At 61.6% G+C, this 22,026-nt stretch carries 22 protein-coding genes and 1 pseudogene; 14 read left to right on the forward strand and 9 right to left on the reverse strand.

Features of this window, described 5'->3' with window-relative positions; genetic code table 11:
- Positions 1 to 65: 65 nt before the first annotated feature.
- From ACVILI_RS16360 to ACVILI_RS16370, 3 genes are all read left to right on the forward strand, one after another.
- Positions 66 to 545: a DUF3828 domain-containing protein gene (locus ACVILI_RS16360; protein ID WP_019857504.1), complete on the forward strand. Its 480-nt coding sequence runs from the start codon at positions 66 to 68 to the stop codon at positions 543 to 545.
- A 294-nt stretch (positions 546 to 839) separates the two neighbouring features.
- Complete coding sequence (locus ACVILI_RS16365; protein WP_457102545.1) at positions 840 to 1,478, forward strand: hypothetical protein; 639 nt, start codon at positions 840 to 842, stop codon at positions 1,476 to 1,478.
- Positions 1,469 to 1,816, forward strand: coding sequence for a hypothetical protein (locus ACVILI_RS16370; RefSeq protein ID WP_457102546.1), 348 nt, complete (start codon positions 1,469 to 1,471; stop codon positions 1,814 to 1,816). The genes ACVILI_RS16365 and ACVILI_RS16370 overlap by 10 nt, the downstream gene beginning before the upstream one ends.
- Before the next feature lie 343 nt (positions 1,817 to 2,159).
- Here ACVILI_RS16370 and ACVILI_RS16375 read toward each other — a convergent pair whose 3' ends face one another.
- Positions 2,160 to 3,752: a class I SAM-dependent methyltransferase gene (locus ACVILI_RS16375; RefSeq protein ID WP_240564723.1), complete on the reverse strand. Its 1,593-nt coding sequence runs from the start codon at positions 3,750 to 3,752 to the stop codon at positions 2,160 to 2,162.
- Positions 3,753 to 4,057: 305 nt separating this feature from the next.
- On the opposite strand from ACVILI_RS16375, the gene ACVILI_RS16380 reads away from it, so the two are divergent.
- Positions 4,058 to 4,642: a hypothetical protein gene (locus tag ACVILI_RS16380; RefSeq protein ID WP_038646147.1), complete on the forward strand. Its 585-nt coding sequence runs from the start codon at positions 4,058 to 4,060 to the stop codon at positions 4,640 to 4,642.
- Between the two features lie 6 nt (positions 4,643 to 4,648).
- On the opposite strand, the gene queF is transcribed toward ACVILI_RS16380, so the two are convergent.
- A complete protein-coding gene (gene queF, locus ACVILI_RS16385; protein ID WP_010915503.1) occupies positions 4,649 to 5,110 on the reverse strand; it encodes a preQ(1) synthase in 462 nt (153 codons plus the stop codon).
- 139 nt (positions 5,111 to 5,249) lie between these two features.
- Here queF and ACVILI_RS16390 point away from each other — a divergent pair, with 139 nt between their 5' ends.
- The gene (locus ACVILI_RS16390) at positions 5,250 to 7,295 is read left to right on the forward strand and encodes an oxidoreductase (protein WP_038646149.1); all 2,046 of its coding nucleotides are present in this window, start codon (positions 5,250 to 5,252) and stop codon (positions 7,293 to 7,295) included.
- Positions 7,296 to 7,453: 158 nt separating this feature from the next.
- Here the strand turns inward: ACVILI_RS16390 and ACVILI_RS16395 are convergent, their stop codons facing one another.
- Entirely contained in the window at positions 7,454 to 7,861 is a 408-nt protein-coding gene (locus tag ACVILI_RS16395) for a hypothetical protein (RefSeq protein ID WP_038646151.1), read from the reverse strand.
- A 115-nt stretch (positions 7,862 to 7,976) separates the two neighbouring features.
- Here ACVILI_RS16395 and ACVILI_RS16400 point away from each other — a divergent pair, with 115 nt between their 5' ends.
- A complete protein-coding gene (locus tag ACVILI_RS16400; RefSeq protein ID WP_019857512.1) occupies positions 7,977 to 8,405 on the forward strand; it encodes a MarR family winged helix-turn-helix transcriptional regulator in 429 nt (142 codons plus the stop codon).
- Between the two features lie 18 nt (positions 8,406 to 8,423).
- Here ACVILI_RS16400 and ACVILI_RS16405 read toward each other — a convergent pair whose 3' ends face one another.
- Positions 8,424 to 9,128 carry a polysaccharide deacetylase family protein gene (locus tag ACVILI_RS16405; protein WP_240564722.1) on the reverse strand — a complete coding sequence of 235 codons (705 nt, stop codon included), beginning with the start codon at positions 9,126 to 9,128 and terminating at the stop codon, positions 8,424 to 8,426.
- Between the two features lie 104 nt (positions 9,129 to 9,232).
- A complete protein-coding gene (locus ACVILI_RS16410; RefSeq protein ID WP_027046720.1) occupies positions 9,233 to 11,302 on the reverse strand; it encodes a putative bifunctional diguanylate cyclase/phosphodiesterase in 2,070 nt (689 codons plus the stop codon).
- 309 nt (positions 11,303 to 11,611) lie between these two features.
- Here ACVILI_RS16410 and ACVILI_RS16415 point away from each other — a divergent pair, with 309 nt between their 5' ends.
- Positions 11,612 to 12,799 (forward strand): glycine C-acetyltransferase, encoded by a 1,188-nt coding sequence (locus tag ACVILI_RS16415; RefSeq protein WP_019857514.1) that lies wholly within the window; start codon positions 11,612 to 11,614, stop codon positions 12,797 to 12,799.
- Between the two features lie 52 nt (positions 12,800 to 12,851).
- Entirely contained in the window at positions 12,852 to 13,886 is a 1,035-nt protein-coding gene (tdh, locus tag ACVILI_RS16420) for an L-threonine 3-dehydrogenase (protein ID WP_457102547.1), read from the forward strand.
- Between the two features lie 41 nt (positions 13,887 to 13,927).
- On the opposite strand, the gene ACVILI_RS16425 is transcribed toward tdh, so the two are convergent.
- A complete protein-coding gene (locus ACVILI_RS16425; RefSeq protein WP_038646156.1) occupies positions 13,928 to 14,371 on the reverse strand; it encodes a MarR family winged helix-turn-helix transcriptional regulator in 444 nt (147 codons plus the stop codon).
- Between the two features lie 119 nt (positions 14,372 to 14,490).
- On the opposite strand from ACVILI_RS16425, the gene hmgA reads away from it, so the two are divergent.
- The 5 genes from hmgA to ACVILI_RS16450 are packed head-to-tail and all read left to right on the forward strand — an operon-like array spanning position 14,491 to position 18,559.
- A complete protein-coding gene (gene hmgA / locus ACVILI_RS16430; protein ID WP_038652518.1) occupies positions 14,491 to 15,804 on the forward strand; it encodes a homogentisate 1,2-dioxygenase in 1,314 nt (437 codons plus the stop codon).
- A gap of 11 nt (positions 15,805 to 15,815) precedes the next feature.
- On the forward strand, positions 15,816 to 16,703 hold the full coding sequence (locus tag ACVILI_RS16435; RefSeq protein WP_020628838.1) for an MBL fold metallo-hydrolase: 888 nt from the start codon (positions 15,816 to 15,818) through the stop codon (positions 16,701 to 16,703).
- A complete protein-coding gene (locus ACVILI_RS16440; RefSeq protein ID WP_038646158.1) occupies positions 16,700 to 17,713 on the forward strand; it encodes a fumarylacetoacetate hydrolase family protein in 1,014 nt (337 codons plus the stop codon). Before ACVILI_RS16435 ends, ACVILI_RS16440 begins: the two co-directional genes overlap by 4 nt.
- 11 nt (positions 17,714 to 17,724) lie before the next feature.
- Positions 17,725 to 18,018 (forward strand): hypothetical protein, encoded by a 294-nt coding sequence (locus ACVILI_RS16445; protein ID WP_019857520.1) that lies wholly within the window; start codon positions 17,725 to 17,727, stop codon positions 18,016 to 18,018.
- Positions 18,019 to 18,022: 4 nt separating this feature from the next.
- The gene (locus ACVILI_RS16450; protein WP_038646160.1) at positions 18,023 to 18,559 is read left to right on the forward strand and encodes a DinB family protein; all 537 of its coding nucleotides are present in this window, start codon (positions 18,023 to 18,025) and stop codon (positions 18,557 to 18,559) included.
- 294 nt (positions 18,560 to 18,853) lie between these two features.
- On the opposite strand, the pseudogene hppD reads toward ACVILI_RS16450, so the two are convergent.
- Positions 18,854 to 19,970 (reverse strand): annotated as a pseudogene (gene hppD / locus ACVILI_RS16455) (4-hydroxyphenylpyruvate dioxygenase).
- A 137-nt stretch (positions 19,971 to 20,107) separates the two neighbouring features.
- Between hppD and ACVILI_RS16460 the strand changes: the two are divergent.
- Positions 20,108 to 20,575, forward strand: a complete 468-nt coding sequence (locus tag ACVILI_RS16460) for an Lrp/AsnC family transcriptional regulator (protein ID WP_027046722.1) — start codon at positions 20,108 to 20,110, stop codon at positions 20,573 to 20,575.
- Here ACVILI_RS16460 and ACVILI_RS16465 read toward each other — a convergent pair.
- Both ACVILI_RS16465 and aztC read right to left on the reverse strand, forming a co-directional pair.
- Positions 20,572 to 20,910 (reverse strand): TIGR01244 family sulfur transferase, encoded by a 339-nt coding sequence (locus ACVILI_RS16465; protein ID WP_019857525.1) that lies wholly within the window; start codon positions 20,908 to 20,910, stop codon positions 20,572 to 20,574. The genes ACVILI_RS16460 and ACVILI_RS16465 overlap by 4 nt on opposite strands.
- Positions 20,911 to 21,084: 174 nt before the next feature.
- Complete coding sequence (aztC, locus tag ACVILI_RS16470; RefSeq protein WP_038646167.1) at positions 21,085 to 22,026, reverse strand: zinc ABC transporter substrate-binding protein AztC; 942 nt, start codon at positions 22,024 to 22,026, stop codon at positions 21,085 to 21,087.

Raw genomic sequence — 22,026 nt, forward strand, 5'->3', positions numbered from 1 at the left:
AAAAAGCCGGTATGCAGGATGCGTGGTGTTGATTGCTTCAAGCCATCAAAAGCCGGAGATCCTGCATGAGACGGACAGTGCTCCTTGCCGCCCTCGCGACAGCCTTGCCCGCGGCCGCCTTCGCCGGACCGGCGTCCGACGCCGTGAAGTTCTTCTATGTTCCGGCGGTCAAATTCGAGGCCGACGCACAATACCGGGATCGTTTCGTCGAGCCGGTGACGAAACTGTTCGATCTCAACGACCAGGCGACCAAGAAGAATCCCGACCAGGTCGCCTGCATCGACTTCGATCCCGGTCTTGATGCGCAGGATTTCGACCAGAAGACCGTCTCCAAAACCCTGAAATTGTCCGAGACGGTGGATGGCGACGCGGCACAAGTGGTGGCAAGCTTCAAGCTGTTTTCGGACGGAGACGATTCGCAACGCGAAATGCGCTGGTCGCTGAAGCAGGTCGACGGCAAATGGAAGGTATCGGACATTGCTTCGAAGACCAGCGGCTGGACGCTGAGCCAGCTCGAATGCATGGCGGGCCAAGATCCGGAGTGATGCCATGAGCCTTGGCCGTTCCGGCCGGGGGGCGTCGAAACGGCGGAATCATGTCGCGCTCGGCATCTCCGACGCGTGAAGTTTCTAAATTTCATGGAATGCCAAGCGCTTCGAATGTAGTGTGAAGGCGATGTAACAATGGCATGATGGCGGTTGCGTAGCTTGGCGGATTGCCACGCACACGAGAAATTCAAATCAGCGATCCGGTTTTGACGTCACGTTGCTTTTGACAAGGCGAAGCGCTAGACTTCCTCCGCTTGGTTGTGGATGAATCTCTTGTTCAATTTAGGGGGAATGATCACGAAAATTCTAGGCTACCTATTATCATCGCTGTTTCTCGCTTTGGCGATGGCGGTGATCGCCACGCCGGCTTCCGCTCAAGCGACCCGGACCTGGGTTTCCGGCGTCGGCGACGACGCCAATCCGTGCAGCCGCACGGCGCCTTGCAAGACCTTTGCCGGCGCGATCTCGAAGACGGCTCTCAGCGGGGAGATCAACTGCCTCGATCCAGGTGGCTTCGGTGTGGTGACAATCACCAAGTCGATTACGATCGACTGTGTATATACGGAAGGCGGGGTTCTCTCCGCCGGAACCAATGGTGTCGTTGTCAACGCTCCGGCTGGAAGCGTTGTGCATCTCAGGGGGCTGGATATCGATGGCGTGGGCACGGGCGTAAATGGCGTGCGCTTTCTTGGTCAGGGCCAACTGCATATCGAGGATTCGATCATCCAGCGGGTCACCGGCCAGGGCGTGGAAGTCGCGCCGAACGGACCTACCGAAGTCTATATCAGCAATACCCGGATATCCGAGGCAGCCACGAATGGCATTCTGATCAAGACGACTGGCGCCGTTGGGATAAACGCACACGAACGGAGGTCACAAACAACGGCACCGGTATCACTGTCGATGGGACGGGTAACACCTTGGCCATAAATATGGCGTTGACGGCTAGCCTGGTCAGCGGGAACGGCGGCAACGGCGTGACCGTGAAGACGGTTGCCGCAGCCTCCCCGGTCCGCGCCACGGTAACAAATACGACGGTGTCATCCAATGCCGGCGTGGGCGTGAATGCCAATGGTGCGGCTGCCAGCGGCGCCGGCAGTTCGATCGTCACTCTTGGCGGATCGACCGTGTTCGCCAACTTAACCGGTGTCGGCGCTAGCGGATCGGGTGTGGTGCAGTCGTTCAAGAACAACATGATTTCCGGAAATGTCTCGGATGGCACGCCGCTGACGGCATTCCCTGGACCTGGAGGCGCGCCGCTGCAATAAGCGTTCTTGTTGCATGACAGATCATTCCACCGGGCCGTGCTCGCTGTCCGGTGGAATGCAGTAAGACCTGAAGACCAAGCTTTCCACGGACTTTGGGCGTGCGTCAGCGAGAACAGTTTCCAGGAAAGGTGTGTGCGGTTTTCCTGGGAAAAGCGCGTAGCGCTTTCCCCTGGGAACTGCGTCAAAACAAAGAGTTAGAGCAGTTCGCCGTTTCCGTGAAACGGTGAAAAGATCTAGCCACTTTGTTTCGGTGCTGCATGGCGCCGCGCTGGCAGCCTTCAGGCTGCTTAGCCGCACGGAACATCTTGAAACCCGATCGATCGCGTTCGCAGGCGACCGGCGATCAACCCTGAAGCGATTGCAGGATAAATGGAACCATACCGGCGCGGGGCTTTCCCTGATAAAAGCAATGATATGAAGGTCTGAGATAGGGACCGCCAAAGATTGCCTCGTATTCGCCGGCAAAAGCCTCCCACCTGTTTTTGCCCGAGGTCGCCACCGAATCATGGACCTGGTGAAACGTCCCCTCGCTGAGCAGGCAGACATTGCGCGCGTCAGGGCGCGTCACGTAGCGACGAAATATCTCGAGATTTGCCAAGCCGCCGCCTGGGGAAGTGAAACGTTCGTCGAAGCCACCATGTCGGTCGAACGACGTGCGGCTTATCGAGAAAGAATTGCTTTCCGTGATGTCGCCGAAGAAACCATTGCTTGAGGATCCGGCGAGTACCGAAATCCCGAACAGCCCGTCCGCCTCGTCAGGCCAGCGCGCCGCACGGATCAATCCGTCTTCGATCTCTGCCCCATATCCTTCCGGCACCGACTCCATTTGCACCTTAGGACCAATGTGCCAGGCCAGAGAGAACACAAAGGCATCCTCCATCCGGTCATGAGCTTTTACAGTCTCATCGATCAGCCGTTCGGAGAATATGCGGGCGCCATCGATGGCAAACAACAAAATCTCCCCTTTGGCGATTTCGCGGGCAGCCCAATTCAGAGCAAACACCGGGGATTGCCTGGGGTCTGGTGCTCTTACGATTTGCACATTTGGCGGCAGATTGTCGTATGTGAGCGGCGTGCTTGAACCGTTGTCGACAACGATGACTTCGTATTCATCCGACCTCAGTCCCTTCTGATAGGGAGCGGTCGCGGACAGGATCGTGCGGGGGGCCTCGCGCGCCATCTCGTAGGCACAGATGATGACCGAGAGGCGAGGCCTGCGCTGCGACAATGCCGGCGCCGCGCGCCGGTCCGATTGCATCGAACCCTTAGCCGCGCGCTGTGCGGCGACGATCCCAAGATCGTTAGCCAACAGATCCGTGGCGCGTGGTTGCATGTGGTCGCGGATGGCTGCGACGGTTGGAAATGACCACTTCCCAGCCAGTATGTCGGCTTCGATGGCGCCATAGTTGGCGGTGAGCACGTTCGACGACGGATCGAGCCGGGTCACCAGGCCGAAACCCTTCATGTCGACATCATAAACTCGAATGTCCAGATCGGGCCGGTAATGGCGAAGAATAGGTATCAGGCGATAGACATCACCAGTCCAGATAGTTGTATTGCGTTGCCGTGATGCGTAATCCATGTGCTGTGGCAGCAGGTCATCAATGACAATGACGCTGTCTGGGCTGGCATGCTTCTCCAGATTCATGAAATCGCGCAGCGCGAATTCGACAAGATGCAACCCGTCGATGAACGCCAAATCGATGGGTGCCCCCAGAATTTGCGCCACGTCGTCGCGTGCGAAGAAACTGTCGCTCGTGGTGTTGAACAACCGCGTGGGGGCGGTCAACGCGACCTTGATCTCGTAGTCGGGATCGATGCCGATGGCCGGGACTCTTGACAGAGCCAGGCTATAGCCCAGTCTGCAGCCGATCTCGCAATAGTTGGCCGGCCGAAGCGTTTCATGGGTTAGCCCCAAGGCGTCTAGATAGTTCAAGAGACGGTCTTCCTTGTTGACGGAACCTGCCAGGGTACTGGCACAATATACGCAAACCCGCCAGCCAGACATGGCTGTAAGTTTCTTGGTGCCGGCAGGCTTTGGGGTCGTTTGCGTTGCCGATGATCCTGATTCGCCGATGGCTCCGCTGAAATGATTGTTTTTGAACGCTTCGCGCGAGCGTGCGCCTCGACGTGCTTGTTGGCTTCCTCAAATTCTGCATCTTTGTGACCAGGTTTCGACGACCAAAGGCTGGACATTCCGCCGGCCTGAACGCATGACCGTTCGAAGCCTGGAGTGATGCGATGGCCCGTCTTATGGCCCTGGTGATCGTGTGCGTTTTGACTGGGTCCTGCGCCGCCGCCGCTCAAGGTCTGTTCGGCTCACCACCGCCGAACGCGCCGTCCGCCGGCGGCCAGCCTCCAGACAACAACGCTACGCCTCCTGCCGCAACGCCGGCGCCGCAGGAAAAGCCGGTCGAGTTGCCGCCGGCGGCGCCCGTTCTGCCGGGATCGCCGACGGCGGTGGTGAAGCCCTTTTACGAACATCCCGGGCTGGAACTCGATCCAGCCGAACGCAAGAACTTCATCGATCCAGCGAAAACCGTGCTCGACAAGAGTGACGCGCTGCGCGCTTCGGGTGAGGGCGAATGCCTCGACCCCAACATGGCACTCGACAACGCCGACTACGACAAGCTCGCCATCGACCGGAGCCTGCGCACGGTCGAGGCCGTCAACGACGACGAGGCCAAGGTGGTCGTGGCGTTCGTTGTCGAAGGTCACCAGCACCGTCTCGAATGGAAGCTCAAGAAGGTTGGCGGTGACTGGAAGATTTCTGATCTTCTGTCGGTGACCGGCGAATGGGCGCTCAGCCAGTATCAGTGCGAATGAGGGGGCTCAGCCGCGCCCGCGATAGGGGGCGACGCCGGTGTCCGGCAGCCAGGCGCCCTCAGGTGGAGCGCCGGTCTGCCAGAAAACGTCGATCGGAATGCCGCCGCGCGGATACCAATAGCCGCCTATGCGCAACCACAGCGGCTTGGTTGCTGCCACGATGCGACGGCCGATCATGACGGTACAATCCTCATGGAAGGCGCCGTGGTTGCGAAACGAGGTCATGAACAGCTTCAACGACTTCGATTCCACCAAAGCCGCATCGGGTGCGTAGTCGATGACGATATGGGCGAAATCCGGCTGGCCGGTCACCGGGCACAGCGAGGTGAACTCGGGGCAGGTGAAGCGCACGATCGCCGGCGGGCCGTCGCCGCGCGAAAACGGCACGGTTTCCAGGACCGCTGCTTCGGGGCTCTGTGGCGTCTCGACGTGCGCGCCGAGCTGGGTAAGGGTTTTGGTGTCGATCATGGGCGGGGTTCCTTCGAATTTGCCGCTCATTAGCATCGGACCGAAACGTGCGCAGCGTTTTTCAGACGAATCCGATGCTTAAATAGGAAATGCGGCAGCTCCCTGCTGCTCCAGCGCAATTTGAAACCGCAGGAAGACGATGACCAGCAACGATCCGCTTCTCCAGCCCTACCAGCTCAAGCATTTGACGCTGAAGAACCGGGTGATGTCGACCAGCCACGAGCCGGCCTATTCCGAGGACGGCATGCCGAAACAACGCTACCGGCTCTACCATGCCGAGAAGGCCAAAGGTGGCATGGCGCTGACCATGACCGCCGGCTCGGCGATCGTTTCACGCGACAGTCCCGCGGCCTTCGGCAATCTGCATGTCTATGATGACCGCATCGTGCCTTGGCTGGCCGAACTCGCCGAGGCCTGCCACGAGCATGACTGCAAGGTGATGATCCAGATCACCCATCTTGGTCGCCGCACCGGCTGGAACAAGGCCGACTGGCTGCCGGTGCTCTCGGCCTCGCCGGTGCGCGAACCGGCGCACCGCGCTTTCCCAAAAACCATCGAGGAGTGGGACATCGAACGCATCGTTGCCGACTATGCGTCGGCCGCGCAGCGCTGTCAGGCCGCCGGCCTCGACGGCATCGAGTTCGAGGCTTACGGCCATTTGATGGATGGCTTCTGGTCGCCGGCCACCAATCATCGCGACGACGAGTATGGCGGCTCGCTCGAAAATCGCCTGCGCTTCACCAACATGGTGCTGGATGCGGTGCGGGGAGCGGTTGGCGAGAAATTCGTCGTCGGCATCCGCATGGTCGCCGACGAGGACTTTTCGCAAGGCCTGTCGAAGGAGGAAGGCATCGAGATCGCCAGGCGGCTGGCTGGCTCCGGCAAGGTCGATTTCCTCAACATCATCCGCGGTTCGATCGAGAGCGACGCGGCATTGACCAAGGTCATTCCGGTTACCGGCATGCGGTCTTCGCCACATCTCGATTTTGCCGGAGAGGTGAGGGCGGCGACGAAGTTCCCGACCTTTCATGCGGCGCGCATCTCCGATGTCGCCACCGCGCGCCATGCGATCGCCACCGGCAAGCTCGACATGGTTGGCATGACCCGTGCGCATATTGCCGATCCGCACATCATCAGGAAGGTGATGGAGGGCCGCGAGCACGAGATCCGCCCCTGTGTCGGCGCCACCTATTGTCTCGATCGCATCTATGAAGGCGGCGAGGCCCTCTGCGTCCACAACGCGGCGACCGGCCGCGAGGCTGAGATTCCGCATATCATCGTCAAGACCGAAGGGCCGAAGCGGAAAGTCGTCGTCGTCGGTGCCGGGGCCGGCGGACTGGAGGCGGCGCGTGTCGCAGCCGAGCGCGGCCACCAAGTCACGATCCTGGAGGCATCCTCGCAAGCGGGTGGCCAGGTACGTCTGGCAACGCAGAATCCGCGCCGCAAGGAGCTGATCGGCATCATCGACTGGCGGCTGGCCGAACTCGACCGGCTCGGCGTCGAGATCCGCTACGACACCTGGGCGGAAAAGGACGATGTTCTGGCACTGGCGCCCGATGTGGTGGTCGTCGCCACCGGCGGCCTACCGCAAAACCCGCCGTTGACGGCCGGCGACAATCTCGTCACGTCGAGCTGGGACATCATGGCCGGTAGCGTCAAGCCCGCCGAGAACGTGCTGCTCTTTGACGACAATGGCGGCCATCAGGGCATGGGGGCGGCCGAACTGATCGCCAACAGCGGTGCGAGGCTGGAACTGGTTTCGCCGGAGCGTTTCTTTGCCCCCGAAATGGGCGGCATGAACCATGTGCCGTATATGCGCGCTTTCCAGGAGAAAGGCGTCACCATCACCATCAACACGCGCCTGCGCTCGGTGCGGCGCGAGGGCAATCAACTGGTCGCCGAACTCGCTTCGGATTTTGCCGATGGCTGGCGCGGGGAACGCAGGGTCGACCAGGTGGTGGTCGAGCACGGCACGGCGCCGCTCGACGATCTCTACCTCAGCCTGAAGCCGCTTTCGAAGAATGGCGGCGCGATCGACTATGAAAGTCTGGTCGGCGGCGGCGACATTTTCCCGGCACGCAACCCCGAAGCAGGCTTCGTGCTGTTGCGCATCGGCGATGCGGTCGCTTCGCGCAACATCCATGCCGCCATCTATGACGGCATCAGGTTCGGCTTGCGGATTTGATGCACGGCCTGCTCAGGCCGGCGCAATTGTTGGCGTCGGTGGCGCGCGGTCGGACCTGCATACGAGAGCCCATGTACGCCGGCCCGGCCGCGCGCCCGCACGTCATTGGCTCACCGCCGGCAACGTGCGATCTCAAAGCTTTGTGGCGCGGACGATGCTCAGACCATCCGGGCGATCGCCATGCACAGCACCGTGACCACCAGCAGCCAGGCAGCGATGCGTTCGCCCATGGCCATTCTGGCGCGCAGTTGCGTTTCGATTTCCGCATTGGCGCCGGCAAGCCGCCGGCTGGGCGCCCTGACCATCGCGCCGAGCACGCCGGCGGCGGCGAAAGCCGCGAGGATGCCGAGTGCAAGCACCATTTCCATCGAGCCGAAATAGGCGCCATGGAAGAAATACCACAGCAGCGCCCCGGTCAGGAAAACCATGCCGGCCGCGCCCAGCTGCGGCTGGATGAAGCGTTCTGCCTTGATCTCGGGATCGCGGGCAAGCGTGACGGTGGTGCCGGCCCAGAACACGCCTGCCATGACGTGAAGACCGATGACGACGATGTAGATGTATTGCATGACGGCTCTCCTCTCATCTGCAGGGCATCTAACAATTAGATATCTAACAGTTAGATGTCAATGTATAAAGCGAGAGTCAGTTCCATCTCGGAAAAACACCGTCTAGTGTCCGGCAATGACGCCCTTTGAACGCCCGCCAGTCGGCATGAATCTCGGCCGCACCGCCAAGCTTGTCGCCCAGGCCTTCGACGCCGCTTTGGTCGAAGCGGGCGGGACCTTGCCTGTCTGGCTCACGCTGCTGTCAGTCAAGTCGAGCGAACTCGCCAATCAGCGCGAACTCGCCGGCATGATCGGCATCCAGGGCGCGACGCTGACCCACCACCTCAACGCGATGGAAGCACAGGGCCTGTTGACGCGCCGCCGCGATCCCGTCAACCGCCGGGTCCATCTGGTCGAATTGACGCAAGCGGGAGAAGCGCTGTTCGAGACGTTGCGCCAGGCCGCGCTTGCCTTCGACAAGCGGCTTCGCACGGGGCTGCCCGACGAGCGCCTGGCGGAGTTTGCGCAGGTACTGGCGGCGCTGCGCGACAATGTCGAAAGCTAGGAACACCGAACCATTGGCTCAGTTGTCATAATTCGGGATCGCTCCGAAGGCGTAGTGGCGCAGCTTCAGCGCGGTGATCAGGTCGGTAAGCTTCGTCTTGCCGTCAAAACCGTCCTGGAACATCTCGTCATGCATCAAGAGGATCAGCTTGCCTGGCTTGGCGAAGTGGCCATAGCCGAACAGATGATCGATCTCGCTGACCAGATGATCGACGCTCTGTACCGGCTCGCCGCTGTCCTTGTGCACCCATTCATGATCCCAGCCATAGAGATAGAAGCCGGAAGCGGCGACGAACTCGTAATCGGGGTCCTCGCGGCCGGCTTGCGCGGGTCCGAGCGAGTTGTCGTCCTTTGACATGGAAGGCAACCGGAATACATCGCGCCCCGGCAGTCGTGCATGCACCGCGGGCTTCAGGCCCAGCACGGCATTCGCCATGAGCATGTCGGCAACCACCCCTTCCGTATCGCCATAGAAGTGCCGGTAATGATTATAGGCGTGGCTGTAGCTGTGGTTGCCGATCGTCACCAGCGGCATCGCCTTGGCGCGCCGCACCAGCGCCTTGTTGGACGCACTGGCCTCGGCATGCATGCCGACCATGAACAGTGTTGCCGGAACCTGCTCTGCCTGCAGCACATCGAGGATGTTACTGGTGCCGTTCAGCGGGCCGTCGTCGAAGGTGAGATAGATGGTGCGATCCGCCCCATGGGCCGGCAGCGCGGACATCAGAACGGCCGCCAGGACAAACCGAAAGAATGTCATAAGCTCCAGCGATCCGCTTGCACTTGCGACAGGCCGCCATTTCAGCGGCTGGTTGTCAAGGCGGGCCGTTACGCCAGGCTGCCCTGCAAGACCCGCAGTTTGGCCTTCTTCGGCATGCGGGCGGTCAGCCATTCCAGCGCCTTGTCCTGCGGCATCGGGAAGGCGATGGAATAGCCCTGTACCTGGTCGCAGCCGATCGCCATCAGCGAGTCGAGTTCGGCCTCGGTTTCAGCACCCTCGGCGACGATGGATATGCCGAGGCCGCGGGCAAGCTCGGTGATGGCGCGCACGATCTTCGAGTTGTCGCCATTCTCATGGATGTTCTGGACGAAGCGGCGATCGATCTTGAGCCGATCGATCTCATTGGGATTGACGTGGCTGAGCGACGCATAGCCGGTGCCGAAATCATCGAGCTCCAGATGGACGCCGGCGGCCCTGATGTGACGCAGCTTCGCCGCGATGCCTGTCTTCTCATCGTCGAGAATGACGGATTCGACGATTTCAAGCGACAGTTTCTGCGGCGGCAGTCCGGCCTTTTCCAGCGTCTCGAACAGGAACGCATCGAAATCGTGCTCGCGCAACTCGGTTCCCGAGACATTGACGGCAAGCCGTCCGAAGGCAATCCCGGCGCGGTTCCATTCGGCGGCTTCGTTGATCGCCTTGCTGATGACGATGCGGCCGATCTCAGGCATGAAACCGCATTTCTCGGCGACCGGAATGAACTCGCCCGGCGAGATCATGCCGCGCTCGTGATGGTTCCATCGCACCAGGGCCTCGATGCCGCTGATCGTGCCGTCGGTCAAGGAGACCTGCGGCTGGAAATAGACCTGGAATGCCCGCTCAGAGATGGCGACCTTGATGTCGTGTTCGAGCTGCTTGCGGTAGTCGAGCTCGCGGCGCAACTCCTCCGAGAAGAACGAGAAGTTGCCGCCGCCCATTTTCTTGGCGGAGTATAGCGCCAGATCGGCATGGACGAGCAGGTCCTGCGCGTTGTCGGCGTCGATCGGATAGACGGCGATGCCGCCGCTGGCGCCCGGAAGGATGGTGGTGCCCTGGAAGACGATCGGCTCGTTGATTTGCGCCAGGATGCGCCGCGCGAGCATGTTGATGTCCTCGGTACTGCCCGCTCCGTTGAGGATCATCACGAATTCGTCGCCACCGAGCCGCGCGCACAGATCCGATGCCCGGCAGGAATCGCGCATGCGCTGGGCCGTGACGACCAGGACATAGTCGCCGGCGGCGTGGCCGAGCGTATCGTTGATCTGCTTGAAGCGGTCGAGGTCGAGCTGGACCACCGCCAGCCGTTCGCGCCGGCGGTGTGCGCCCTTGATCAGCGTGTCGAAATGATCGGTCAGGAAGGTACGGTTGTGCAGGCCGGTCAGGCCGTCATGAACCGCGATGAAGGCCATCGAATTGCGCGCATCGACCAGCTCACGCGTCTTGCGCAGGATCGCGTTGGACATCGGCCTGAAGATAAACAGCGCCACCAGCAGGATGACGCCGAGGGTGGCGTAGAACAGCGTGCGGTGAAGCGCGAGCAGCTTTTCGGAGCGCTCGTCGGCATCGGCACTGATGCGCTGTCCAAGCGCGGCATAGCCCGACAGGGTGGCGTTGGCGACCGAGGCATCGAGGTTGACGCGTTCGGCGCCGCCTTTGTAGCCGTCATTGTCGAGATTGAGTTGCGATTCAAGGGCTGAGATCAGACGGTCGCCATTGGCGATCAGCCCAACCGAGAAATAATCGAGATGGAAGGGTTTGGCGAAAAGCACGCTCTCGATCGACTTCGGATCGAGCTTGGCCGGCGATTGCGGATCCGCGCCGGTCTGCTCGAGCAACAGATCGTAGTTGGTCTCGAATTCAGCGGTGGCCTGCTTCAGCGCGCTGACCAATGCCGGCCGCTTGTCGCGCGAGGCGGCGCCCGTTGCACTGGCCAGGAAGACGATACGCTGCGACAAGGTCTTCTGCGTGCCGACAATGTCGAGCAAGTTGTTGTTGTGCTGCTGCGTGGCCATCGTCTGCTGCAGCAGGACGAAGGAGGCCGCCACCATGGCGGCAATGATCAGCAGCGCCAGCCAATAGCCGGCCTTGATCAGCAATATGAGCTTGCCTGAAACGGTTTGCACCGGCTGCTGCGACATGTTCGGGGGCGGCCCTCTCGCCAACGGATTCCTGTATGAGCACCATTGAACCGCAAACGTTAACAGGACCGGAAACCGACGGCCGGACGGCAAGGAGAAGACGCGGAAAGATCGCGAAATGGTTATCGGCTCCTTTCGCGCGCCGGTCTGCATTTGAACATTGGTTGGCGCGAGTGTTCCCAACTGGTGGCCTCGGCTGTGACCGTGCGTTTCATCTGATGCTGCCCGGCCACCCCATCCGGTCGCTTTTGCGATGGATTTTTTGCGCAGGCGGGACGACAGTCTGGCCACGTCAAACGAGGCCCGATCATGACCGCAGCATTTCTCTCCCATATCGACAGCGAGCTTGCCGGGCTCAAATCAGCTGGCCTCTACAAGTCAGAGCGGGTAATTTCCTCAATGCAGTCGGCACAGATCGAAGTCGGCGGTGAGAAGGTGCTGAACTTCTGCGCCAACAACTATCTCGGCCTCGCCGACAGCATCGACCTGCGAAAGGCGGCCACGCAGGCTCTGGACCGCTATGGCTACGGCATGGCGTCGGTGCGCTTCATCTGCGGCACGCAGGAGGAACACAAGGAGCTCGAAGCGACGATCTCATCCTTCCTTGGCATGGAAGACACCATCCTCTATGGCTCCTGCTTCGACGCCAATGGTGGCTTGTTCGAGACGCTGCTTGGCGAGGAAGACGCGATCATCTCGGATGCGCTGAACCACGCCTCGATCATCGATGGCGTCAGGCTGTCGAAGGCCAAGCGCTTCCGCTACGCCAACAACGACATGGCCGATCTCGAGGCGCGGCTGAAGGAAGCCAGGGATTGCCGCTTCCGGCTGATCGCCACCGACGGCGTGTTTTCGATGGACGGCATCATCGCCAACCTGAAGGGCGTCTGCGACCTTGCCGACAAATACGATGCCATGGTCATGGTCGACGACAGCCATGCGGTCGGCTTCGTCGGCAGACATGGCCGTGGCTCGGCCGAGCATTGCGGCGTCGAGGGCAGGGTCGACATCATCACCGGCACGCTCGGCAAGGCGCTCGGCGGCGCCTCGGGCGGCTACACATCGGGCAAGAGGCAAGTGGTCGACTGGCTGCGCCAGCGCTCGCGGCCCTATCTGTTCTCCAACACGCTGATGCCGGCGATCGCCGGCGCCTCGATCAAGGTGTTCGAACTGATCCGCAATGGCGACGCCTTGCGCGAGCGCCTCTATGCCAATGCGGCGCGATTCAGATCGCAGATGGGCAAACTCGGCTTCACGCTGGCCGGGGCCGACCATCCGATCATTCCGGTGATGCTGGGCGATGCGACGCTGGCGCAGGAGATGGCGGCGCGCATGCTGAAGCGCGGCATCTATGTCATCGGCTTTTCCTTCCCGGTGGTGCCGAAGGGCCAGGCGCGCATCCGCACGCAGATGTCGGCGGCGCATTCCAGCGCCGATATCGACAGGGCGGTCGAGGCCTTCGGCGCGGTCGGCAGGGAGCTGGGCGTGATTGCCTGAGCGGCTGGCGCCGAAAAGCGATTCCGGATCAAGAGATTCAAGGGACAAAAGAATGTCGAACATGATGAAGGCGCTGGTGAAGGCCAAGGCCGAGCCAGGCATCTGGATGGAAGAGGTGCCGGTGCCGGAGATCGGCCCCAACGACGTGCTGATCAAGATCAGGAAGACTGCGATCTGCGGCACCGACGTGCACATCTACAATTGGGACCAGTGGGCGCAGAAGACCGTGCCGGTGCCGATGGTGACCGGCCATGAGTTTGTCGGCACGGTGGCCGATTTCGGCGCCGCGGTCACCGAATACAAGGTCGGCCAACGTGTCTCGGGCGAGGGCCACATCGTCTGCGGCCACTGCCGCAACTGCCGCGCGGGGCGAGGGCATCTGTGCCGCAACACACTCGGCGTCGGCGTCAACCGGCCCGGCGCCTACGGCGAATATCTGGCGATCCCGCAGCACAATGTCGTGCCGATCCCGGACGACGTGCCGGACGAGATCGCCGCGATCTTCGATCCCCTCGGCAATGCGGTCCACACCGCTCTGTCCTTCGATCTTGTCGGCGAGGACGTGCTGGTCACCGGCGCCGGGCCGATCGGCATCATGGGTGCGCTGGTGGCGCAATGCGTCGGTGCGCGCAAAGTGGTGATTACCGACATCAACCCGGTGCGGCTGGCGCTGGCGAAAAAGCTCGGCGTCCAGCATGTCGTCGACGCCTCCAAGGAAAAGCTGCGCGACGTCATGCCGGCGCTAGGCATGACCGAGGGTTTTGATGTTGGTCTCGAAATGTCGGGCGCGGCACCCGCCTTCCGCGACATGATCGACACCATGAACAATGGCGGCAAGATCGCCATCCTCGGCATCGCGCCCACCGGCTTCGAGATCGACTGGAACAAGGTCATCTTCAAGATGCTGCATCTCAAGGGCATCTATGGCCGCGAGATGTTCGAGACCTGGTACAAGATGATCGCGCTGGTGCAGGGCCCGCTCGATGTGACCGGGTTAATCACGCACCGGATTGGCATCGACGATTTCCAGGAGGGGTTTGACGCGATGAGGAGCGGCAGCTCGGGCAAGGTGGTGATGGATTGGTAGTTGCCGATAGGAGAGGGGGGCGCCTCGCGCCAGCCTATCAGCTACTTTCCTTCCAGGGCGCCCTCCAGCGCGGCTACTCCGCTGACAATCGCAGCCCGCTCCTGGTGGCTCAACCTCTCCAGCAACTGCCTTTCAAACGCCTTCGCCAGCGGCACCATCTCGCGATAGGCGGCAAGCCCCGCTTTGGTCAGCGCCAGGTGCTCGACGCGCCGGTCGCTTTCATCGGGCGTGCGCGTCAGCCAGCGCCGCCGTTCCAGCTCGGCCACCGCGCGCGAGACCTTGGTCTTGTGCATGGCCGATTGCTCGCCGAGCTCGGTCGCCGTCATCGTGCCGCGCTGGCCGAGGCCTGAAAGCGTGCGCCATTCCGGTCGCGTCAGGCCGTGGCGATCCCGGTAGATCCCGGAGAATTCGCGGCTGACGGCATCGGCAAGCCGGTAGAGGCGGTAGGGCAGGAAGCTTTCCAGATCCAGAATGTCGGGTTCCATGACGCGCGCCGTGGCCGTTGATAGTTACATTTTCGATGGTTACAAACGAAACCAGTTTGGTCAATATCACCGGCAGACTTGGCATTGTGAAGCTTGGAGCCGGGATCAGGGAGGATCGGATGGCCTTTTCCTACATGCCGGGTTTCGGCAACGATTTTGAGACCGAGACACTCCCCGGCTCACTGCCGCAAGGCCGGAACTCACCGCAGCGGCCGGCCTATGGCCTCTATGCCGAGCAGCTTTCCGGCTCGCCCTTCACCGCCCCGCGCGGCACCAATGAGCGCTCCTGGCTCTATCGCATCCGGCCGAGCGTCAAGCACACCGGCCGTTTCAAGGCAGCGAGCTATCCCTTGTGGAAGACGGCGCCGAATGTCGGCGATCACGAACTGGCACTTGGCCAGTATCGCTGGAACCCGGTGCCGATGCCGAAGGAGCCGACCGATTTCATTCAGGGCATGCGCAGCATCACCACGGCCGGCGACGTGCTCGGGCAGACCGGCATGGCAGCCCATGTCTATGTCGCAAACACATCGATGGTCGACGATCATTTCTTCAACGCTGACGGCGAGTTGCTGGTCGTGCCGCAGGTCGGCGCCTTGCGCTTCGTCACCGAGATGGGCGTCATTGAACTGCGGCCCGGCGAGATCGCCGTGCTGCCGCGCGGCCTCGTCTTCAAGGTCGAGCTCGTCGACGCTGAAGTGCGCGGCTATGTCTGCGAAAACTACGGCGCCAAGCTGACCTTACCTGACCGCGGCCCGATCGGCGCCAATTGCCTGGCCAACCCGCGCGACTTCAAGACGCCCTGCGCCTGGTTCGAGGAAAAGGAGACGCCGTGCCGGCTGATCGTAAAATGGTGCGGCAATTTCCACGTCACCGAGATCGGCCATTCGCCGCTCGACGTCGTCGCCTGGCATGGCAACTACGCGCCCTACAAATATGATCTGGCGACCTTTTCGCCGGTCGGCGCCATCCTGTTCGATCACCCCGATCCATCGATCTTCACCGTGCTGACGGCGCCAAGCGGCGAGGAAGGCACAGCCAACATCGACTTCGTCATCTTCCCGCCGCGCTGGCTGGTGGCCGAAGATACGTTCCGTCCGCCCTGGTATCACCGCAACATCATGAGCGAGTTCATGGGGCTGATCCACGGCCAGTACGATGCCAAGGAGGAAGGCTTCGTTCCCGGCGGCATCAGCCTGCACAATCTGATGCTGGCCCATGGCCCGGATGCGCCTGGCTTCGAAAAGGCCTCGCGCGCGGAGCTGAAACCGGTCAAGCTCGACAACACCATGGCCTTCATGTTCGAGACCCGTTTCCCGCAGATGCTGACCCGCTACGGCGCCGAACTGGAAACCCGGCAGGACAATTACATCGACTGCTGGGCCGACCTAAAGAAGCGCTTCAATGGCACGCCCGAGGGCGACTGGTCTTGAGCGGCAAGCCAATGCCGGACCGGCTGGTGCTGCTGGGCTCCAAGGGCGGCCCGGCGCTGCGGCCAGGCGGACCGTGGCCGAGTTCCTCGCTGCTTGAGATCGGTGGGCGGACCATCGTCGTCGATTGCGGGCTCGGCGTGACGCGCGGTCTGGTCGATGCCGGGATCAGCCTGAAGGCGCTCGACCTGATCTTCATCACCCATCTGCATTCCGACCATTTGCTGGAACTCGGGCCGCTGGTCCACACCGCCTGGACGGCGGGGCTGGCGACACCGGTCAATGTGTTCGGCCCGCCCGGCACCGGCCATTACTGGCGGCGCTTCTGCCAGGCGATGGAGTTCGACATCGAAATCCGCATCGTTGATGAGGGCCGGCCTGACATTCGCGAACTGGTTTCGATCAGCGAATTCGCTGAGGGCCATGTGCTCGATCAACACGGCCTCAAGGTGACGGCGTTGCGCGTCGATCATCCGCCGGTGACCGACTGTTTTGCCCTGCGCTTCGAGCGGGGCGGCAAAAGCGTGGTGTTCTCCGCCGATACGGCTTTCTTTCCACCGCTCGCCGATTTCGCCAAGGATGCCGACATTCTCGTCCATGAAGCCATGTTGGAAGAGGGCATCGAGCGGCTGGTTGCCAGAACCGGCAACGGCGCACGGCTCAGGGAACATCTGCTCGCCAGCCACAGCTTTGCCGAGGACGCGGGACGCATCGCCAGCGATGCCGGCGTGAAGAGGCTGGTGCTCAACCACCTCATTCCCGCTGACGATGCGGAGATCGGCGAGGTCGACTGGCTTGCTGCTGTCAGGAAAACATGGGCCGGCGACTTGACGATCGCCCGCGACGGCCTTGTTGTGGAATTAAGCGGCGCCAAAGCTGCGCAAGGAGAGGAAACCGCATGAAGCTTGCCACATTGAAGGACGGGACGCGCGACGGGAAACTCGTCGTCGTCTCGCGCGACCTGACGCAGTACACCGATGCCTCATTCCTGGCGCGCACGCTGCAGGCGGCACTCGACGACTGGCGCAGGGTCTCGCCGCATCTCGGCACAATAGCGGAATCGCTGGAGAACAATGCGGTGCCGTCAGCCCGCTTTCACGAGCACGATGCGCATTCGCCGCTGCCGCGCGCCTATCAATGGGCTGATGGGTCCGCCTATGTGAACCATGTTGAACTGGTGCGCAAAGCGCGTGGCGTCGAGATGCCGGCAAGTTTCTGGACCGATCCGCTGATCTACCAGGGTGGCTCGGACTCCTTCATTCCACCGCGCGATCCGATCCGCGTGGCCGACGAAGCTTTCGGCATCGACATGGAAGCGGAAGTCGCCGTCATCGTCGACGACGTGCCGATGGGCGCTAGCCTCGAAGAGGCGCGCGCCGCGATCCGGCTGGTCATGTTGGTCAACGATGTGACGCTGCGCGCGCTCACCGGGCCGGAACTGGCCAAGGGGTTTGGCTTCTTCCAGTCTAAACCGTCCTCGGCCTTTTCGCCGGTGGCGGTGACGCCGGACGAACTGGGCGATGCCTGGGATGGTGGCAAGGTCAGCCTGCCGCTGCTTGCCGACCTCAACGGCAAGCCGTTCGGCCGCGCCAATGCCGGCGTCGACATGACCTTCGATTTTCCGGCGCTGATCGTCCATGCCGCCCGCACAAGGCCGCTGGTGGCAGGCACCATCATCGGCTCGGGCACGGTCTCCAACAAGCTCGACGGCGGCCCGGGCAAGCCGGTCTCGGCTGGCGGCGCCGGCTATTCCTGCATCGCCGAACTGCGCATGATCGAGACCATTGTGTCAGGCGAGCCGAGCACGCCGTTCCTGCGCTTTGGCGACACGGTGCGCATCGAGATGAAGGACAGTACGGGCCATTCGATCTTCGGCGCCATCGAGCAGAAGGTCGAGAAATACCAGGGATAGGGGAATGTAGAATGGCGGGGGAGGCGTTCTATCTGCTGGCCGGTGTCTGCGCGATCGCCATTCTGGTCGTCTTTATCCTGGCGATCCGGTTGAGCTATCGCATCGAGGCGCGCTCGCCGAACCTGATCAACCGCAGTGGCTACTCGCGCAAAGCGATGATGCTTCACACCATCACCAATATGAAGGTCGCACGGGATCCGGAAACGCTAGCCATGCGTCGGCGCATGAACGGGTTGCTGCTAATCGTTCTTGCCGGCTTCGCGATTATGGCGGCAGGCTTGCATCTGACCCGCTCCGCAGGATGAAACCATGACCCTGCTTGACCATCTGCGCCGCATGGCCGGCAACAATCTCTGGTCGAACGCCCGGCTCTATCGCGCCGTGCTCGCGCTCAAGCCGGGTGAGTTCGAGGCCGAGCGCACCAGTTTCTTCCCGTCGATCAAGGCGACGCTCAACCACATTCTCGCGGTCGATCATCTCTATCTCGATTTTCTCGAAGAGGGCGGCGTCGGCGCCGCTGCCCATGATGAGTTCGTGCCCTTCGACGAACCCCACGCGCTGTTTGCCGCGCAAACCGTGGCCGACCGGCGGCTGATCGCCTTCTGCGATGGGTTGAAGGAAGCCGATCTCGACCGCCGCGTCATCACCGACCGGCGCGAGGACGGCATGATTCCCGAACGCATCGGCGACATCCTGGCCCATGTCTTCCTGCACGACATCCACCATCGCGGCCAGGTGCACGCCATGCTTTCCAGCACTTCGGTCGCGCCACCGCAGCTGGACGAGTTTTTGCTCGACTACGACATCAAGCTGAGGAAGGCGGAGATCGAGTGGCTGGGATTGTGACCCATTATTTCTGATACTCAGCCCACCTGGGGCCTAGTTCGTCAAAATCTTCCGCGATACTGACGCTGCCTTTGAAGGCGCCAATGCGGGGCAAAACGCCATTCGTGGCCGGTGACACGAGCCTTGCAACAATTTTCCCATGGCGCGTGAGCGCAATATCCTCACCGCCTCCGCGCGCCTAACGAGCTCCGATAGTTTGGCTTTCGCTTCCGAGATGCATACGTTCGTGGCTAGGACCGGTTATTACCTAAAAAAACGTCATAACCGGTCGAGCCGTAAGCGTCTTGTTTTGCTTCAGGCCGCCTTGCCATCCACCTTGATCACGCCGCGCTTGATCTGGTCCTGCTCGATCGATTCGAACAGCGCGCGGAAATTGCCTTCGCCAAAGCCTTCGTCTCCCTTGCGCTGGATGAACTCGAAGAATATCGGCCCGATCACGGTTTTCGAGAAGATCTGCAAAAGGATCTTGGTCATGCCGCCGTCGACTACGCCTTCGCCGTCGATCAGGATGCCGTGCTTCTTCATCCGCTCGATCGGCTCGTCATGGCCGTTCACGCGGTCATAGGACATGTCGTAATAGGTTTCCGGCGGACCGGGCATGAATTTCAGCCCGTTGGCGGCGAGCTTGTCGGTGGCGGTATAGATCTCGTCGGTGCCGACCGCGATGTGCTGGATGCCCTCGCCATTGTACTTCTTCAGATACTCGGCGATCTGGCTGGTCTCGTCCTTGGATTCATTGAGCGGAATGCGGATCTTGCCGCAGGGCGAGGTGATGGCGCGGCTGACCAGGCCGGTGATCTTGCCGTCGATGTCGAAGAAATGGATCTGCTTGAAGCCGAACAGTTCGCGGTAGAAATCCCACCATTTGTCCATCTGGCCGCGATAGACATTGTGGGTGAGGTGGTCGAGATAATAGAAACCGACGCCTTGCGGCCGAGGATCGCGCGCGCCGAGCCATTCGAATTCGGCGTCGTAGGCCGAGCCCTTCTTGCCGTAGGCATCGATGAAATAAAGCAGCGAACCGCCGATACCGACAATGGCCGGCACGTCGAGCGCCTTGTCGTCGCCTTCGTAAGGCGTGGCGCCCTTAGAGACGGCATGGTCGAACGCGTGCTTGGCATCGACCACGCGCCATGCCATCGAGGCGGCACACGGGCCGTGCTTGTCGGCGAACTCCATGGCATGCGAGCCCGGCTCGGCATTGACGACATAGTTGATGTCGCCCTGGCGCCAGACGGTGATGTCCTTGCTGCGATGCTTGGCGACCGCCACATAGCCCATGCGGGTGAACAGTTCGGCCAGCTTCTGCGGCTCCGGATGCGCGAATTCGACGAACTCGAAACCATCGGTACCGGCCGGGTTGTCCTTGCTGATTTTGGCGGGGCGGGGCGTCGTGTGGGAAGGGACCCATGGTATTCCTCCAAAGCTGGCTTGGCCCGAAAAGGCCATCTGACGCCATCATAGCGCGGAGGAGGCGCATGGTGCTTGCATTCAAACGCTTGAAATGATGATGTCATGCGTGAAGCATGCATGTTGAGAGACAAAACCATGGATGAGACGCGCGTTGACCAATTTGACCGCAAGATAATGGCGCTTTTGCAAGGCGATGCGCGGCTGACCAACAACGATCTCTCGGAGCGGGTGAACCTGTCGGCGTCGCAATGCTCGCGCCGCCGCCAGCGGCTCGAAGAGGACGGCTACATCAAGGGTTATCGGGCGGTGCTCGACCGCGACAAGCTCGGCTTCTCGCTGGTCAACGTCATCTCGGTGACCCTGGCCACCCACAATCGCGACAACGCCCAGCGCTTCGGCGAACTGGTGGCGCGGCTGCCCGAGGTGCAGGAGGCGCACGCGCTGACCGGCGAGATGGACTATATCCTGAAGGTGGTGACGCCCGACCTGAAGTCGCTGTCGGAGTTCGTCAACGGCGTGCTCCTGCCGCACGAATCCGTGCAGCATGTGAAGACGGCGATCGTGCTGGAAACGCTGAAGGAAACCGGCGCGCTGCCGATCTAACCCTTCGACTGCTGGATCAGCCCGTACAGATTCGTGCAGCGCGCGCCGGAGCGGCAATAGGCGAACACCGGACCCTCCATTTCGTCCAGCGCCTCGGCCTGGTCCTCGACATTCTCGGCGGTGATCTGGCCGCTGATGACGGGGATATAGCGGAAGGCGAGGCCGGCGGCTTCGACCGCCGATCCGATGCTTTTGGCCGAAGGCTGGCCGGGTTGCTCGTCATCCGGCCGGTTGCAGATGACGCTCTTGAAACCGGCTTCCTTGATGGCGGCGACGTCTTCGGGCTGGATCTGGCCAGAGACCGAATAGTCGTCGCTGATTTCGCGGTATTCCATCGCAGCATCCTCGCAATCTGATTTGCAGGGAGTCTTGCCACTCCCCGACGTGGCCGGCAATCCGCCAGCGGAAATCGTTCTGCAGAGATAGACGTTTCCGGCGAGGATTCCAACGGTCAGGCATCGCCACAGTTCGGGCTGGAAGGCCTCCGCCTTTTCCGGGATCGGCGCTCCTCAGCTGCCGAGGATCGCGCCTTTGATCTGGCGGATGTTGTTGTGCATCATGTCGATATAGGTCGATCCTGGGCCATCGGGCTGCGACAGCGCATCCGAGTAGAGCGTGCCGCCCACCTTGATGCCGGTTTCGCTGGCGATCTGTTCGATCAGGCGCGGGTTGGTGATGTTTTCCACGAAGATCGCCGCCGCCTTGTCCTGCTTCACCTGCTCGACCAGCTTGGCGACATCGGCGGCCGACGGTTCGGAATCGGTAGAAATGCCCTGCGGGGCGAGGAAGGTCAGGCCGTATTCGTGTTCGAAATAGCCGAAGGCGTCGTGCGAGGTGATGACGACGCGCTTGGCCTCGGGGATCGACTGGATCGCGGCCTTCACTTCGCCTTCCAGCGCATCGAGCTTCTTGGTGTAGGCGGCGGCATTGGTCTGGTAGCCGACGCAGCCGTCGCTGTCGGCCGCGCAGAAAGCCTCGGCGATGTTCTTCACATAGATCTTGGCGTTGGCGATCGACTGGAAGGCGTGCGGATCGGTAACGGTCTTGCCGCCACCGGTGCCGGCACCTTCGGCCGCGTCGGCGTCGGCGAATTCAGGTTTGAAGTCGATCGGCGTCACGCCTTTGGTCAAGGTGACGATCGAGGCCTTGGTGGCGCTGGCATCGACCAGCCGCTGCAAAAAGCCTTCGAAATGCAGGCCATTGACCAGCACGATATCGGCCTTGGCCATGGCGACCGCGTCGGCCGGGCTCGGCTCATAGACATGGGCATCGCCATCCGGGCCGACGATGGTGGTGATGTCGACACGATCGCCGCCGACATTTTTGGCAAAATCGGCAATGACGGTGAAGCTGGCGACGACTTTCAGCGGCGCCGCGAACGTCGACGATGCGCCAAAGGCAGTTAATGTTATAACGCTCATCGCCAGAGCGGCACGGATGGATCTCAGCAT

Source organism: Mesorhizobium sp. USDA 4775 (assembly GCF_054062655.1).

Coding starts and splice junctions, on each gene's coding strand:
- queF (WP_010915503.1), bottom strand. CDS start 5,110: ATGATCGACACCAAAACCCTTACCCAGCTCGGCGCGCACGTCGAGACG.
- ACVILI_RS16435 (WP_020628838.1), top strand. CDS start 15,816: ATGCCGGACCGGCTGGTGCTGCTGGGCTCCAAGGGCGGCCCGGCGCTG.
- tdh (WP_457102547.1), top strand. CDS start 12,852: ATGTCGAACATGATGAAGGCGCTGGTGAAGGCCAAGGCCGAGCCAGGC.
- ACVILI_RS16400 (WP_019857512.1), top strand. CDS start 7,977: ATGACGCCCTTTGAACGCCCGCCAGTCGGCATGAATCTCGGCCGCACC.
- ACVILI_RS16415 (WP_019857514.1), top strand. CDS start 11,612: ATGACCGCAGCATTTCTCTCCCATATCGACAGCGAGCTTGCCGGGCTC.
- ACVILI_RS16410 (WP_027046720.1), bottom strand. CDS start 11,302: ATGTCGCAGCAGCCGGTGCAAACCGTTTCAGGCAAGCTCATATTGCTG.
- ACVILI_RS16365 (WP_457102545.1), top strand. CDS start 840: ATGATCACGAAAATTCTAGGCTACCTATTATCATCGCTGTTTCTCGCT.
- aztC (WP_038646167.1), bottom strand. CDS start 22,026: ATGCTGAGATCCATCCGTGCCGCTCTGGCGATGAGCGTTATAACATTA.
- ACVILI_RS16460 (WP_027046722.1), top strand. CDS start 20,108: ATGGATGAGACGCGCGTTGACCAATTTGACCGCAAGATAATGGCGCTT.
- ACVILI_RS16440 (WP_038646158.1), top strand. CDS start 16,700: ATGAAGCTTGCCACATTGAAGGACGGGACGCGCGACGGGAAACTCGTC.
- ACVILI_RS16395 (WP_038646151.1), bottom strand. CDS start 7,861: ATGCAATACATCTACATCGTCGTCATCGGTCTTCACGTCATGGCAGGC.
- ACVILI_RS16360 (WP_019857504.1), top strand. CDS start 66: ATGAGACGGACAGTGCTCCTTGCCGCCCTCGCGACAGCCTTGCCCGCG.
- ACVILI_RS16465 (WP_019857525.1), bottom strand. CDS start 20,910: ATGGAATACCGCGAAATCAGCGACGACTATTCGGTCTCTGGCCAGATC.
- ACVILI_RS16425 (WP_038646156.1), bottom strand. CDS start 14,371: ATGGAACCCGACATTCTGGATCTGGAAAGCTTCCTGCCCTACCGCCTC.
- ACVILI_RS16450 (WP_038646160.1), top strand. CDS start 18,023: ATGACCCTGCTTGACCATCTGCGCCGCATGGCCGGCAACAATCTCTGG.
- ACVILI_RS16445 (WP_019857520.1), top strand. CDS start 17,725: ATGGCGGGGGAGGCGTTCTATCTGCTGGCCGGTGTCTGCGCGATCGCC.
- hmgA (WP_038652518.1), top strand. CDS start 14,491: ATGGCCTTTTCCTACATGCCGGGTTTCGGCAACGATTTTGAGACCGAG.
- ACVILI_RS16390 (WP_038646149.1), top strand. CDS start 5,250: ATGACCAGCAACGATCCGCTTCTCCAGCCCTACCAGCTCAAGCATTTG.
- ACVILI_RS16405 (WP_240564722.1), bottom strand. CDS start 9,128: ATGTCCGCGCTGCCGGCCCATGGGGCGGATCGCACCATCTATCTCACC.
- ACVILI_RS16380 (WP_038646147.1), top strand. CDS start 4,058: ATGGCCCGTCTTATGGCCCTGGTGATCGTGTGCGTTTTGACTGGGTCC.